Origin of the sequence: Rhizobium sp. CSW-27 (assembly GCF_018760785.1) — a bacterium.
Classification (GTDB): Bacteria; Pseudomonadota; Alphaproteobacteria; order Rhizobiales; family Rhizobiaceae; genus Neorhizobium.
Genome location: NZ_JAHHZO010000013.1, coordinates 88,016 through 102,650 on the forward strand (window position 1 = coordinate 88,016; position 14,635 = coordinate 102,650).

Here is a 14,635-nt window from a genome sequence, read left to right on the forward strand (position 1 = left end):
GGCCGCAGCGGACTATCGCCCCGGCTCGCCCCAGCGCTCGCAGAACACCAGTTCATCAAGGTCAAGGCGCTGGCGCCAGCCCTTCAGCGCCAGTTCCGGCGCCTGGTAGAGTTCCTCCACATAGCCGAGGCAGAGCCAGGCAACGATCTCGACGCGCTCCGGTATGCCGAGCAGCGCGCGCACGTCCTCGTCGCGGAAGATGCTGACCCAGCCGACGCCCACCCCTTCGGCACGCGCCGCCAGCCACAGGTTCTGCACGGCGCAGACGGTGGAGTAGACATCCATGCGGGGATTGTGCGTGCGCCCCAGCACCACAGGCCCGGCCCGATCCGGGTCCGAGGTGACGACGATGGAGAGCGGCGCCTTGCGGATGCCTTCCAGCTTCAGGCTGCGGTAAAGCGCCTGTTTCTCGTCGGCAAACAGCGAGGCCGCCTCCTCGTTGGCCCTGGAAAAGGCCTCCCAGGCCCGCTGGCGCATTGCAGCCTCGCGGATCAGGATAAAGCTCCAGGGCTGCATGAAGCCAACGGAGGGAGCCGCATGCGCTGCCTCAAGCAGGCGACGCAGCAGATCCTCCGGCAAGGGATCCGGCAGGAACTGGTCGCGAACGTCGCGCCTGGTGTGGATGGCGTGGTAAATTGCCGTGCGCTCCGCCTCCGGAAAGGGGCCGGCCGGGGCAAGCCCTGCGCCATTGCAGGGCGTCTCATGCTCGCTCATGACCAGTCACTCCACGGGAAAGTAGCGGACATAGGCAAAGGCGGAACTGTCCGGCGCCCAGTTGGGCGAGTTCATGGTGCCCTGGCCGCCAAACAGCTCGAACAGCGTCTCCACGCCGCTGCCATCCGGGTTCATAAGCCGCACCCGCACATCCAGATCGCGCGGATGATCGAAGACGTCGCCATCATAGGACAGAAACACCACCTTGCGGCCATCCGGCGAGGGATGCGGAAACCAGTCGCCGAACGGGCTGTCGGTCATCCGCTCCGCTTCACCGCCGGTGGCCGGCACGCGCCAGATCTGCATGCGGCCGCTGCGGCTGGAATTGAAATAGATCCAGCGGCCATCCGCCGAGTAGTCCGGTCCGTCATTGCGCCCTTCGCCATGGGTCAGACGGCGCTCGTCGCTGCCGTCCATGGCAATGGTATAGATGTCGAACACGTCGTTGCGGATGCCGCAATAGGTGAAGCGGGCGCCATCCGGCGACCAGCCGTGCCAGTAGCTTGGCAGGTTCCGGGTCACCAGCGTCGGCGCGCCCCCCTCGGCCGGCAGCACGTAGATCGCGGTCTTGCCGAACTCGCACTTGTCGGAAATCGCGATATGGCGGCCATCGGGAGCGATGCCGTGATCGTTGTTGCAGCGGATGGCAAAGCCGGTATCGACCGGCTCTGGATGCGTCGCGCCGGACAAGGGCAGCCGGTAGAGGCGCCCCTCGCTGTTCAGCAACAGGAAACGACCATCCGGCGACCAGTTCGGTGCCTCGAACAGCTCATTCGTCTGCCAAACCACCCGGGACGAGCGACTCGCCAGGTCATAGATTTCGACGGAACTGCGCACGTATGTCCTCCCGATCCTCGGACTCGCCTTGCAGGCGGGCGTCCGTCGGCACCTCCTTAGACCCGTTGGCGGTCCGGCATCAAGGCGTCGCCACGCCGCCGCGCCTCGTTTTGGCGCGGCGGGCGGGCCGCCTTACTCGATCGACAGCAGGAAGGTGCAGGGCGTTCCCTTGAGGCGTGCAGCGCGCGTCTGGAACAGGGAAATGCGGAATGTCTCGCCGGCATCCGCCTCCTCGACCCGCGTCGTCGGGAAGTGGCGGAATTCCGGCATGAAACCGAGTTCGGCATCGGTGCGCAGTTCGGCGCCGCAGGTCTCGTTGTCCGCCTCGATGTGGAAGGTCACCTTGCGGCTGCCCGATGTCTTGACGGTATAGGACTTCGACACACCGACGGTGGAGACGCCGCTGAACTGCTGGACCTGTGGCTGATCCGTCAGGGTAACCACCGTCGGCCGCTCCACGGCATGCGCTGCGCCGCCGGCCAGCGCCAGAAAAATGAAGGTGGAGATCGTCAGGCGCATGAGCGGTTCCTTAAAAACCCATCCTGCGCACACGGCGTTCCTGATTACCAGTCAATTCGACCGGCCGCAGCGACAGTACCGCACCGGGTGTTGCCCTGAAGGCGCACCCGCTCCTGTCGGCGCACACGGTCCGCCGCGGCTGTCAGCCGCGGTCGCGGAACCGGTTGGTGATCGGATAGCGCCGGTCGCGACCGAAATTCTTCTTGGTGATCTTCACGCCCGGCGCCGACTGGCGGCGCTTGTATTCGGCGAGATAGAGCAGATGCTCGACGCGGTGCACGGTTGCCACGTCATGGCCGCGTGCCACGATCTCCTCCGTGCCCATCTCGCCCTCGACCAGGCATTCGAGGATATCGTCCAGCACCGGATAGGGCGGCAGCGAATCCTGGTCGGTCTGGTTCGGCCGCAACTCCGCCGAGGGTGCCTTGGCGATGATGTTGTGCGGGATCACCTCGCCACCCGGCCCCAGCGCGCCGGTCGGCACATGCCGGTTGCGCCATTCGGCCAGCGCATAGACCTGCATCTTGTAAAGGTCCTTGATCGGGTTGAAGCCGCCATTCATGTCACCGTAGAGCGTGGCATAGCCCACCGACATTTCCGACTTGTTGCCGGTCGTTACCACCATGGCACCGAACTTGTTGGAGATCGCCATCAGGATGGTGCCGCGCGTGCGGCTCTGCAGGTTTTCCTCGGTGATGCCCTCTTCGGTGCCTTCGAAAGTGTCGGACAGCGCCGAGAGAAAGCCCTCGACCGGCTCGGAAATCGGCACGATGTCATAGCGGCAGCCAAGCGCCTTCGCGCAATCGGCTGCATCCTTGAAGCTGTCTTCGGAGGTATAGCGATAGGGCAGCATCACGGTGCGCACCCGCTCGGCACCCAGCGCATCGACCGCGATCGCCGCGCAGACGGCCGAATCGATGCCACCGGAGAGACCGAGCACCACGCTCTTGAAGCCGTTCTTGTTCACATAGTCACGGAAGCCGAGCAGGCAGGCGCGGTAATCGGCCTCCTCCCGTTCGGGGATCGCCACCACCGGCCCATGCGTGCAGCGCCAGGTCTCGCCATCGCTGTGCCAGTCGGTCACCGCGATCGCCGTCTCGAACTCGCTCATCTGGAAGGCCAGCGTCCTGTCGGCATTGAAGCCAAAGCTTGCGCCATCGAACACCAGTTCGTCCTGGCCGCCCAGCTGGTTGACGAAGATCAGCGGCAGGCCGCTTTCGATCACCTGCCGCAGCGCCACCTGATGGCGCACATCCACCTTGCCGCGATAATAGGGCGAGCCGTTCGGGACGATCAGAAGTTCGGCGCCGCTTTCGGCCAGCGTCTCGCAGACGCCGAGATCGTTCCAGATCTCCTCGCAGATCGGCACGCCGATGCGCACGCCGCGAAAATTCACCGGCCCCGGCATCTCGCCTTCGTCGAAGACGCGCTTCTCGTCGAATTCCCCGTAATTCGGCAGGTCGATCTTGTCGCGCAGCGCAAGGATCGCGCCCTGATCGACGATCGCCACCGAATTGTGCCGCCCCTTCGGGCCCTGCCGCGGCAGGCCGATCACGATGCCGGGGCCGCCATCCCTGGTCTCCTCCACCAGCGCTTCCAGCGCCTTCCAGCAGGCCTTCAGGAAGGAGGGCTTCAGCACCAGGTCTTCCGGCGGATAGCCGGAGAGAAAAAGCTCCGTGAAGACAATGAGGTCCGCCCCCTGCCGTGCCGCGTCGCGGCGCGCCTCGCGCGCCAGCGCCAGATTGCCGGTCACGTCACCGACGGTCGGGTTGAGTTGGGCAAGAGCGATGCGGAGGGTCTTGGCGTGTGCTTGGGTCATGGGCCTGATTTAGCGTGCGCCCTGCGGCGGAGCAACGCTGCCGCCGGTGAATTTTTTGCAACCGCCACGACAAGACCGCCGCCTGCTCTGCCGCACGCACCCGGCGCGCCCGTCAACTGGCGGGCGGATAGGTGTCGTATTGCGGCAGGCCGTCGTTGATCCGGTAGAAATCCGCCTTGTCGAGGCAATAGATGTGGTGGTCCATCGCAAGTCCGCTCGGCTGGTCGAAGGCCCCCGCCATCACCGCGATGCGATCCGCCCCGTCCGCCCGCCAGAACAGTGCCGATCCGCACCGGCCACAGAAACCGCGCGCTGCCTTGTCGCTTGCGCGGTACCATGAGACGGAAGCCTCCCCCTCGATGCGGATCGCATCAAGCGCCACATCGGTGGTGGCATAGTAAAGCCCCGTCTGCCGCCGACACTGCGAGCAGTGGCAGGCGATCACCGGCCCAGGTCGGCCCGTGGTCCTGAACCGCACGCTGCCGCACAGGCATCCGCCTTCGTGCATAGTCTCGTCCATACGCTGCTTCTCCCTTGCGCGAGAGGCCAGTCTCGGCGCCCGGCACCAAAAGGTCAAATCGGTTCGGATGAAGCAAGGCATCAGGAATATTGAACATCCCCTGAAACGGAAAGGCCGGCGCGAGAGGCGCCGGCCCTTGATCATTCACCCTGTTCCCGGTGCGGCTCAGCCGTTGGCAACAGCGAGGCGCTTCTCGTCGCGGCCGCTCTTCATCCGCTCGGCCAGCAGGAAGGCAAGTTCCAGGGCCTGGTCGGCATTGAGGCGCGGGTCGCAATGGGTGTGGTAGCGGTCCTGCAGGTCGCCGGCGGAAACGGCGCGGGCACCGCCCGTGCATTCCGTCACGTCCTTGCCGGTCATTTCCACGTGGATGCCGCCCGGATGCGAGCCTTCGGCGCGGTGGATCTGGAAGAAGCTTTCCACTTCCGACAGGATCCGCTCGAAGGGACGCGTCTTGTAGTTGTTGAGCGTGATCGTGTTGCCATGCATCGGATCGCAGGACCAGACCACCTTGCGGCCTTCGCGCTCCACGGCGCGGATCAGCTTCGGCAGGTGATCGGCCACCTTGTCATGGCCGAAGCGGCAGATCAGCGTCAGACGGCCGGCCTCGTTGCCCGGGTTCAGGATGTCGATCAGGCGCAGGAGATCGTCCGGCTGCAGCGAGGGGCCGCACTTCAGGCCGATCGGGTTCTTGATGCCGCGGCAGAACTCCACATGCGCATGGTCGGCCTGGCGAGTGCGGTCGCCGATCCAGATCATGTGGCCGGAGGTCGCGTACCAGTCGCCCGAGGTGGAATCGACGCGCGTCAGCGCCTCTTCATAGCCCAGAAGCAGCGCCTCGTGGCTGGTGAAGAAATCGGTTTCGCGCAGGCTCGGATTGTTGTCCGAGGTGATGCCGATCGCCTTCATGAAGTCCATGGTCTCGGAGATGCGCGCAGCCAGCTTGCGGTAGCGCTCGCCCTGGGGTGAATCCTTGACGAAGCCCAGCATCCACTGGTGCACGTTTTCGAGGTTGGCATAGCCACCCATGGCGAAGGCACGCAGCAGGTTCAGCGTGGCGGCCGACTGGCGGTAGGCCATCAGCTGGCGCTCCGGGTTCGGCACGCGGGCGTCCGGCGTGAATTCGATGCCGTTGATGATGTCGCCGCGGTAGGACGGCAGTTCCACATCGCCCTGCTTCTCGATGTTGGAGGAGCGCGGCTTGGCGAACTGGCCGGCAATGCGGCCAACCTTGACCACCGGCTGCTGGGCACCGAACGTCAGCACCACGGCCATCTGCAGGAAGGCGCGGAAGAAGTCGCGGATGGTGTCTGCGCCATGCTCCATGAAGCTTTCGGCGCAATCGCCGCCCTGCAACAGGAAGCCGTTACCCTCTGCCACCTGGGCAAGGCTCTTCTTCAGACGACGGGCCTCACCGGCAAAGACGAGCGGCGGAAAGGTGGCGAGCTGGGCTTCGGTCGCCTTCAGCGCCTCCATGTCCGGATAGTCCGGAACCTGCTGGATCGGTTTGTGCCGCCACGAGGTCGGGGTCCAGTTCTGTGCCATCGTCGTCATCCGTTCCTTGCTGCGGCTCCTGCGCAGCGGTGTCACAAGTCGGCGGCTTATAAACCTTTGCAGCTCGCTTGCCTAGGGTGAAAACCGGCCGCTCCATCGGCCCCGGCAAGGGCTCGTTCACCCTGTTTGTTGGCGCTTCTCCAACGAAAACCCTTTAGGCTTGACAGGAGACGGGGGCAATGAAGCCCTCTTGCGCAGCATGATGCCGCATTCACCGTTCATTTTGCGTTTGATGGCGTTTCTACATGCAGCTTATCGATTTCGTCCGCGGATTTCTCCGCGATCGGGCCGGCAATTTCGGCACGATGACCGCCCTCCTCGCCACGCCGCTGATCGGCGTCGCGGGCATGGCGATCGATGTCGGCTACACGCTCGACCAGCGCACGGCGCTGATGGCTGCGGCGGATGCGGCAGCGCTCGGCGCATTGTCGGAGAAATCGGCAAGCGTTGCCGCCGCGCTTGCCATGGGCGGCGACGGCACGGTTGCCGTCGGTACGCAGGATGCGCTGCATCTCTTCAACGCCCAGCTCGGCCCGAATGTCGCGGCAAAGGTCACCCGGGTCGATATCGACGTCAGCCGCAGCGGCGGCGACCTCTATTCCTCCCTCACCTTCAGCGCCGAGGTGCCGACCGCCTTCATGTCGATCTTCGGCTATGACAGCATGCAGGTCAGCGGCACGGCAACCGCCACCTACCAGACCAATGCCTTCGTCGACTTCTACATGCTGCTCGACAACACGCCCTCGATGGGGCTCGGCGCCACCGCCGCCGACATTGCCACCATGCAGCGGAACACGTCGGACAGCTGCGCCTTTGCCTGCCACGAAACGCAGAACCCTGACAATTACTACCTTCTTGCCAAGTCGCTCGGCGTCAAGATGCGCATCGACGTGGTGCGCGAGGCGACACAGGAACTGACGCAGGACGCCGTCAAATATGCCCAGACCGCCAACCAGTACCGCATGGCCGTCTACAGCTTCGGTGCAACCGCCGAAACGGCCGGGCTGACGGAAGTGGCGGCGATGAGCGCCGACATGGCAAAGGTACGCGCCGCCACCGATGCGCTCGACCTGATGACCACGCCGAAGAACAACTACAAGAGCAATCAGCTGACGGATTTCGATGCGGCGCTGACCAGCCTGAAGACCATCATCGGCACCGGCGGCAACGGCACCACCAGCAGCAACCGGCAGAAGGTGCTGTTCTTCGTCTCGGACGGCGTGGCGGATGCCGACAAGCCAGACTGCACGGAAGAGCTGAAGGGCACCCGCTGCCAGGAACCGATCGATACCAGCTTCTGCACGCCCCTGAAGCAGAACGGCGTCAAGATCGCCGTGCTCTATACAACCTATCTGCCGCTGCCGAACGACAGCTGGTGGAAACGCTGGATCAAGCCCTTCGATGCCAGGATCTCGCCGCACATGCAGGCCTGCGCCTCCCCCGGCTATTTCTTCGCCGTCGCTCCGAACGAGGGCATTGTCGAAGCCATGCAGTCGCTGTTCCGCAAGGTGATCAGCGCGCCGCGCCTCAGCGGCTGACGGAACGGAACACAAAACATCTCCGGCGAGCGCAAGAACCCGCCGGAGAGGTAAAGGCAAGCAAAGGTTGCGATGGCACCGGGCAGGGCGATCAGCCGTCGATGCGCTCGCCGCCCTTCACGCGGTAGCTCGGCTTGTACATCGTCACCAGTTCTTCGGCCGCCGTCGGATGCACGGCCATGGTGCGGTCGAAATCGTCCTTCGTCACCCCGGCCTTCAGCGAAATGCCGAGAAGCTGCGCCATCTCGCCGGCATCGTGACCAAGCACATGCGCGCCCACCACCTTGCGGTCTGCGGCATTGACGACAAGCTTCATGATCATCTTTTCGGCGCGGCCGGAAAGCGTCGCCTTCATCGGCCGGAATTCGGCGCGGTAGACCTCGATCTCGTCGAACTTCTTCGCCGCCTCTTCCTCCGACAGGCCGACGGTGCCGATCTCCGGCTGCGAGAAGACGGCGGTCGCAATCAGGTCGTGGTCCGGGGCGGTCGGGTTGTTGCGATAGACGGTCTCGATGAAGCACATCGCCTCGTGGATCGCGACCGGCGTCAGCTGCACGCGGTCGGTCACGTCGCCGAGGGCAAAGATGTGCGGCACATTGGTTCGCGAATAGGCATCGACGATCACGGCGCCGCGCTCGTCGACGGCAACGCCCGCCTTGTCCAGACCGAGCCCGTGGGTATTGGGATCACGGCCGAGCGCCAGCATCACCTGCTCGGCGGCAATCGTCGCGCCCGCCTTGGTTCGGGCGGAGAGCCCGCCGGCCGGCGAGGTCGTCACCTCCTCGATCACGTCGGTCAGCACGATGCGGATGCCCTTGGCCTCCATCGCCTTGTGCAGGCCCTGGCGCATGTCGTGGTCGAAGCGCGACAGAATTTCCTTGCCGCGATAGATGAGGGTCGTGTCGACGCCGAGCCCGTGGAAGATGTTGGCGAATTCCACCGCGATATAGCCGCCGCCGGCAATCAGGATCGATTTCGGCAGCGCCTCCAGGTGGAAGGCCTCGTTGGAGGTGATGCACAGTTCATGGCCGGGCAGCGCCGCATGCGGATTGGCCGTGCCGCCGGTGGCGATGATGATGGTTTCGGCGGTCACGACGCGGTCGGTCGCCAGCAGGCGGATCTCGTGCGGGCCGACCAGTTCAGCGCGCGTGTCGAGAAGCACCGCGCCGGCATTTTCCAGCCCGCGGCGGTACAGACCTTCGAGCCGGGTGATCTCCTTGTCCTTGGCCGCCACCAGCGCCTTCCAGTCGAAACGGCTTTCGCCCACCGTCCAGCCATAGCCTTCGGCATCCTCGAAATGCTCGTGATATTGCGAGGCATAGACGAAGAGCTTCTTCGGCACGCAGCCGCGGATCACGCAGGTGCCGCCGAAACGGTATTCCTCGGCGATCGCCACCTTCTTGCCGAGGCCGGCCGCCAGCCTTGCCGAGCGCACGCCGCCGGACCCGCCGCCAATCACAAAAAGATCGTAATCAAATGTGGCCATCGAAAAAACTCCTGTCGATGTTTCGGAAATGGCGCGGGATGAGGCGGCGCCGGTTGGCCCTGATATAATGTCGCAGCGCGCAAAAGGAAAAGCCCGGATCGCTCCGGGCTCCTGATGGTCGTTTCTGCTGCAGCCGCTCAGGGCTTGGCGGCCGGTGCATCCACCTGGGCGGCCGGGGCCTTGACGGCCGAGGCGTCGATGACGCTGCGCAGCTTGTCCGAGCTGTTGGTCGTCAGGTCGCGGGAAATGCCGTTGGCCCAGATCTGCGCGGCACGCACCGATTCGCGCTGGATGAGCGGCAGCGTCTTCAGATATTTCTGGCCGAGATCGGAGGAATAGAAGGCGGCGATCTTCTTCAGCTCGTCCTCGGTGAAGGAGCGGGCGAAGATGGTGGCGACTTCCTTTTCCAGATCCGCACGGCGCGGCGCCAGAGCAAGGGCTTCCGCATCCACGGTCTTGGCGATCTGCGCCTGGTAGTTCGGCGAGGTCAGCGTGTACTCGTTCTTCAGCCGCTCAGCGAGGCTCGGCAGGATGTCATCGTAGCGTTCGGTGGCGTTCAGCGCCGAGATCACCTCGCGCGCCGCCTTCAGATGCGCATCGGTGAGTTCCTGCGCCTGGGCAGATGCACCGAAGACGGCGCCGGAGAAGAGAAGTGCAAGCGCCGCTGCGCGGCCGAGAACCGCTTGTCTGATCATTGGTTTCAATGCTCCTGTCTTTAATTCGCCTTCAGCGTCCGCGCACCCGACGGGCCGGCAATGATCGCAAAGGACGCCAAGTTGATGAACAGCCCGTGCTCCACGACACCGGGTATGGAATTCAGCTGGGTTGAAAGTGCCTCTGCATCAGGAATACGGCCAAAAGATGCGTCGAGAATGAAGTGGCCGCCATCCGTGGTGAACACCGACTCGCCCGCCCGTCGCAGCCGGATTTCGCCTGCAAGCCCAAGGCGTTCGGCGCATTTCTCGATGGCGATGCGGGTGGCTGCCAGTCCGAACGGATTGACCTCGATCGGCAGCGGGAAACGGCCGAGGGTCTCGACCAGCTTCGTCTCGTCGGCGATCACGATCATGCGGGCGGAGGCCGCCGCCACGATCTTCTCGCGCAGCAGCGCGCCGCCGCCGCCCTTGATCAGGGTCAGGGCCGCGTCCATCTCGTCGGCACCGTCGATGGTTAGGTCGAGTTCCGGCAGCTCGTCCAGCGACTTCAGCGGAACACCGAGTTCGAGGCACAGCCGCGCCGTGCGCTCGGAGGTCGGCACCCCCTCCACCTTCAGGCCCTCGGCCACCTTTTCCGCCAGCAGGCGGACGAATTCCTCCGCGGTGGAACCGGTGCCGATGCCAAGCCGCATACCGTCTTCAACGTGCTGAAGCGCGGCCTCTGCCGCCTTCACCTTCATTTCGCGGGCGTCCATGCGCCACAAGCTCCCGTCAGTTTCGCCGATCGCTGTTTACACGGCCCGCCGGCCAAACAAAAGGCCCCGGTGGTGGCAAACCATCGTGCATCGCGAAGATTAGCAGTCGCGCGAAATTGCCAAAGCGGGCCCGAAGCCTTAAGCGGATGGCCATACATGCCACAAGACTCGCCCGCAGACAGTCCCGCTTGGAAAGGCACGCCCGTGACGAACACCCTCGTCGTCTTCGATCTCGACGGCACGATGATCGATACCGCCCCGGATCTGATCGACAGCCTCAACCACACCATCGCCGCCCGCGACCTCGCCCCCGTCACCTTCGAGGATCTGACGCATCTCGTCGGCCAGGGCGCGCGCGTGATGATCCGCCGGGCCTTCGCGCTGCGCGAGGCACCGCTGGACGAAAGCGAGGTTGAGCCTCTGCTTGCCCGCTTCCTCGATCACTACAGCCAGCACATGCCGGGCAAGAGCCGGCTCTATGACGGACTGACCGACTGCTTCGACCGGCTGGAGGCGGCCGGCATGCGCCTTGCGGTCTGCACCAACAAGCTGGAACAGCTTGCCCTGCCGCTTCTCGACAAGATGCATCTGACGAAGCGCTTCGCCGCGATCACCGGTGGCGATACCTTCCCCGTGCGCAAGCCTGACGCCCGCCATCTGCTCGGCACCATCGAGCGCGCCGGCGGCGAGCCTGCCCGCAGCATCCTGATCGGCGACAGCATCAACGACATCATGGCCGCGAAGAACGCCGGCATCGGCTCGATCGGCGTCACCTTCGGCTATTCCGACGTTCCGGTCGCCGAACTTGCCCCCACCCGCATCATCGGCCATTTCGGGGAACTGACGGCAGAACTCGTCCGGACGGTGATTGCGCAGGCCTCAACCGCCGCCCGCTAGCGCTTCTGCAAGCCGCCGTCCGGCAAGAGGCGCCAGAATGACGCCGGGATGTCCCACCGCCAGATGCAGCCCATCCACGCCAGGGACCGGTCCGAGATGCGGCATTCCGTTCGAGAGCATGGGTCGATAGCCGACGCGGGCCGATTGCAGGCGAAGCGTTCCAAGCTGCGGAAAATGCGCTTCGATGATTGCTCCGACACGCTGGCCATAACGGGCCGGCGCATTTTCAGGCCGATCATCGATGTAACCCTCTGCGGCAATCACCATCCCCGAGGCGTTCTGCCTGACCTCGATGTCCGGCCCGCACACGATATGCGCAACAGCTTGGCGCTGCGCCGCGAACTCGAAAAGAATGGTCGGGGAGACGAAAAGCCCGAGCTCCGGCAGAAATTCGTGAACGAGGGCACCCGTCCCTTCCCCGCCCGCAATCACCACGGCATCGGCACCGTGCATGCCATCGGCGGTTCTCACGCCGACGATCCTGCCCGCATGGGTCTGCAGCAGAACGACCGCCTGACCATAATGGACGGATGCGCCGCGACCCGCGGCATCGGCCAGCATGTTTGCGGCGAGCACGGCCGGGCTCAGGGCGATATCGTCCGGCACATAGGCCGCCACCTCCGGCACCAGCGCAAGATGCGGTTCGAGCCGAGCGACGCTGCGCGCATTGACAAGGTCAACCAGCGTGCCCGCGCCCTTCTGCCGGCTTGCCATCGCCTCTGTCGCGTCGGACGTCTTCTTCCAGATCAACGAACCGCGCCGTACAGGACCGTAAAGAGCGGGCTCGTCCCGCAACAGGCGGAGGTGGTCCTCGAAGGCTGCCTGCCTCAGTTGGTAGGACGCGTGATCATCCGGGTCGGAATAGATCAGATTGACCCAGCCAAATGCCAGACCGGTGACACCAGCCGCCGGCGCTGCGCCCCTTTCCATCACCGTCACCGCAAGACCGGGAATCCGTGACAGGTGAAAGGCGACAGCCGCGCCCAGGATGCCGGCCCCCACCACGATGACCTTCATGACCAGCCTCCGCCTGTTACAAGGCTGAGGCCTTTACACAGCCTCCATGTCAGGTAGATGTCTCGCCCCACAAAGTCCGCCCGCAACGCAAAACGCCCGCGGCTCGTCACCGCGGGCGTTTTGTCGCAAACTTCCCGGAAAATCAGGCGCCGCGCGCCTTGGTGGTGGCGGCAAAGGCCTTTTCGACGGCGCTGTCGCGGCCATAGACATCGTCGAAATATTCCACCTTGCCGTCCTTGTTCGGCCAGGCGGTGAAATAGGAGACGTAGACCGGGATCTTTGCCGTTACCGGCACGGCGACATTCTTGCCCTGGGCGATGCGCGCGCCGACGTCCTGCTCGCTGATGCCGAGCACGGCAGCCGCCATCTTGCGCGGCTCGGCAAGGCGCACGCAGCCGTGGCTGAGCGCGCGCATGTCGCGCTGGAAGAAGCTCTTCTGCGGCGTGTCGTGCATGTAGATCGCATGTGCGTTCGGGAACAGGATCTTCAGTTCCCCGAGTGCATTGTCGCTGGAGGGCGGCTGGCGCACGGAGACCGACTGGGTCGAGGCGAACCAGTTGACCGCCGTCGAGGACACCGCCTTGCCGCCGACCTCCACCTGGTAGCCCATGCGATCGAGATAGGTCGGGTCCTGGCGCAGCTTCGGCAGCATTTCGTTGATGATGATCGACTGCGGCACGCCCCAGTAGGGGTTCAGCTCGACGGTCTTGATTTCGTCATGGAAGAAGAAGGTCTGGTGGCTCGGCGAGCCGACCACCACGCGCATGGAGAACTGCTCGCGGCCCTGGTCATGGTAATAGACGCGGAAGGCCGGCTGGTTGATGAAGACGTAGCGATCGCCCAGGTCCTCCGGCAGCCAGCGGGACTGCTCCATGGCGACGATCACCTTCTCGATCTTGTCGTCAGTCGTGTGACCGGCAATGGCGCGCACGGTGGCGGGACCCACCACGCCGTCGGGCTTGAGACCGGCTTCCTTCTGGAAGCCCTTCACCAGTTCCACGAGGTCCGGACCGTATTCCGGCGTATCCTGATAGGCGGCCAGCGTCGCGGCATGGGTCGCCTTCAGCGTATCGGAAGCGCGGTGCTCGATAGCCGCCACCAGATTGGCGAGATCGGCGCTGCTGTTGCCGGGCTTCAGCAGCAGGTTCTCCGGCAGGCGCACGCTCTGCCGGGCCGCACCGCTTTCGGCGCGAAGCCGCGTCAGCTCCGCCTTCAGCGCCTGATATTCGGGACTGGTCGGCTCAAGGCTCTGCAGGTAGGCGACGGCATCCGGCGCATTCCTGACGAAGGGCAGCACCAGATCGAGCTTCACGTCGCGGCGCTTCAGGTCGTGATATTCGGAAATGCGGTTCGGATCGATGCGGCCGCGCACCATGTCCTCGGCAAACATCACCACCTTGGCCGACATCGCCAGTTCGAACTGCATCAGGTCGCGGTCATGCTGGTCGGCCGCCGGGGCGACGGGCGCTGTCTCCGAAAGCCCGGCTGCATCGGCAGAGACCGGCACCACGCTTGCGGAGGCGTCCGCAACGCTCGCCGTCGTCATCGCCGGCACCGGCAGGCGGTAGTCGGCGGGGTCGAAGCCGTAATCGGCCGCCTTGTCGAACAGCGCCAGAACCGTACGGGCGCGCTCGGTCAGATCTCCCTTTTCGACCCAGAGCGGCGCACCGCCCTTGGCGTAATAGGCTTCCACGGCTGCCGCGACGTCGGCGGGCGCAAGCACCCGCGCCTCGGCCAGGAAACGCGTCGCATCGCTCGCCTGCGCCGCGGGGAAGCTCTGCGCCTTGATCTGGCGCATGGCATCGGCTCGATAGGTGAAGTATTTCGGCGCGGAAACCTTCGGCAGCGGCTCGGGATCGCTCATGTCGATCTCGCGCTGGGTCGGGGCGGTCGCGCGCGTCTGGCTCTCCACCTGTTCCTGCACGCTCTGGCGGGTCTTGCCGCGCAGCATGTCCATGAGCGTCAGCGCATGAGCGTCGATCGCTCCCATGCATGCGAAGGAAATGCCCGAAAGGAGGGCAAGTACGAGCCTAGTCTTTTTCTGGGAGTGCGACAATGTTGTCCCCGTCACCTTGTAAGCCGTGAATCAGTGAGCGTTTAAGCCTGTTGCGCAAGTCTCTAATGCATGCGCCGCGCCGTGAAAAGCAAACGAATGGCAAGGCATCGCCTGCCGGAGAAGCCGAGGCTTCGCCATATCGTTTCCAGAAGATTAAGAAACCATTCGTTAAATTTTTACTGACGCGGCAAAATCGGCTGTTCACGCTGGCGTGACAGGCCGCCACGCTGCCTGCACTTTCCGCAGGGGCGTTGCAGCAAGGGCACGCGA

At 64.5% G+C, this 14,635-nt stretch carries 13 protein-coding genes; 2 read left to right on the forward strand and 11 right to left on the reverse strand.

Annotation, left to right across the window (positions count from 1 at the left end; translation table 11 throughout):
* Nucleotides 1-12: 12 nt before the first annotated feature.
* From bluB to KLP42_RS21175, 6 genes are all read right to left on the reverse strand, one after another.
* Entirely contained in the window at nucleotides 13-714 is a 702-nt protein-coding gene (gene bluB, locus KLP42_RS21150; RefSeq protein ID WP_215569126.1) for a 5,6-dimethylbenzimidazole synthase, read from the reverse strand.
* 6 nt (nucleotides 715-720) lie between these two features.
* Nucleotides 721-1,551, reverse strand: coding sequence for a TolB family protein (locus tag KLP42_RS21155; RefSeq protein ID WP_215569129.1), 831 nt, complete (start codon nucleotides 1,549-1,551; stop codon nucleotides 721-723).
* Between the two features lie 132 nt (nucleotides 1,552-1,683).
* Nucleotides 1,684-2,070, reverse strand: coding sequence for a hypothetical protein (locus KLP42_RS21160; protein ID WP_215569132.1), 387 nt, complete (start codon nucleotides 2,068-2,070; stop codon nucleotides 1,684-1,686).
* A gap of 142 nt (nucleotides 2,071-2,212) precedes the next feature.
* Nucleotides 2,213-3,889 (reverse strand): NAD+ synthase, encoded by a 1,677-nt coding sequence (locus KLP42_RS21165; RefSeq protein ID WP_215569134.1) that lies wholly within the window; start codon nucleotides 3,887-3,889, stop codon nucleotides 2,213-2,215.
* 112 nt (nucleotides 3,890-4,001) lie between these two features.
* Nucleotides 4,002-4,409, reverse strand: coding sequence for a GFA family protein (locus KLP42_RS21170; protein WP_215569136.1), 408 nt, complete (start codon nucleotides 4,407-4,409; stop codon nucleotides 4,002-4,004).
* A gap of 165 nt (nucleotides 4,410-4,574) precedes the next feature.
* Entirely contained in the window at nucleotides 4,575-5,951 is a 1,377-nt protein-coding gene (locus KLP42_RS21175) for a class II 3-deoxy-7-phosphoheptulonate synthase (RefSeq protein WP_215569193.1), read from the reverse strand.
* A 254-nt stretch (nucleotides 5,952-6,205) separates the two neighbouring features.
* Between KLP42_RS21175 and KLP42_RS21180 the strand changes: the two genes are divergently transcribed.
* Nucleotides 6,206-7,498 carry a pilus assembly protein TadG-related protein gene (locus KLP42_RS21180; RefSeq protein ID WP_215569138.1) on the forward strand — a complete coding sequence of 431 codons (1,293 nt, stop codon included), beginning with the start codon at nucleotides 6,206-6,208 and terminating at the stop codon, nucleotides 7,496-7,498.
* A 91-nt stretch (nucleotides 7,499-7,589) separates the two neighbouring features.
* On the opposite strand, the gene gor is transcribed toward KLP42_RS21180, so the two are convergent.
* From gor to rpiA, 3 genes are all read right to left on the reverse strand, one after another.
* On the reverse strand, nucleotides 7,590-8,984 hold the full coding sequence (gene gor, locus KLP42_RS21185; protein ID WP_215569140.1) for a glutathione-disulfide reductase: 1,395 nt from the start codon (nucleotides 8,982-8,984) through the stop codon (nucleotides 7,590-7,592).
* 137 nt (nucleotides 8,985-9,121) lie between these two features.
* Nucleotides 9,122-9,679 carry a DUF2059 domain-containing protein gene (locus KLP42_RS21190; protein WP_215569141.1) on the reverse strand — a complete coding sequence of 186 codons (558 nt, stop codon included), beginning with the start codon at nucleotides 9,677-9,679 and terminating at the stop codon, nucleotides 9,122-9,124.
* Nucleotides 9,680-9,699: 20 nt separating this feature from the next.
* Complete coding sequence (gene rpiA / locus KLP42_RS21195; RefSeq protein ID WP_215569143.1) at nucleotides 9,700-10,395, reverse strand: ribose-5-phosphate isomerase RpiA; 696 nt, start codon at nucleotides 10,393-10,395, stop codon at nucleotides 9,700-9,702.
* A 156-nt stretch (nucleotides 10,396-10,551) separates the two neighbouring features.
* Between rpiA and gph the strand changes: the two genes are divergently transcribed.
* Nucleotides 10,552-11,292 carry a phosphoglycolate phosphatase gene (gene gph / locus KLP42_RS21200; protein ID WP_215569144.1) on the forward strand — a complete coding sequence of 247 codons (741 nt, stop codon included), beginning with the start codon at nucleotides 10,552-10,554 and terminating at the stop codon, nucleotides 11,290-11,292.
* Here the strand turns inward: gph and KLP42_RS21205 are convergent.
* Both KLP42_RS21205 and KLP42_RS21210 read right to left on the reverse strand, forming a co-directional pair.
* Complete coding sequence (locus KLP42_RS21205) at nucleotides 11,275-12,309, reverse strand: NAD(P)/FAD-dependent oxidoreductase (protein ID WP_215569146.1); 1,035 nt, start codon at nucleotides 12,307-12,309, stop codon at nucleotides 11,275-11,277. The genes gph and KLP42_RS21205 overlap by 18 nt on opposite strands.
* Before the next feature lie 142 nt (nucleotides 12,310-12,451).
* Nucleotides 12,452-14,365: a L,D-transpeptidase family protein gene (locus tag KLP42_RS21210; RefSeq protein ID WP_502941334.1), complete on the reverse strand. Its 1,914-nt coding sequence runs from the start codon at nucleotides 14,363-14,365 to the stop codon at nucleotides 12,452-12,454.
* Nucleotides 14,366-14,635: the final 270 nt, after the last annotated feature.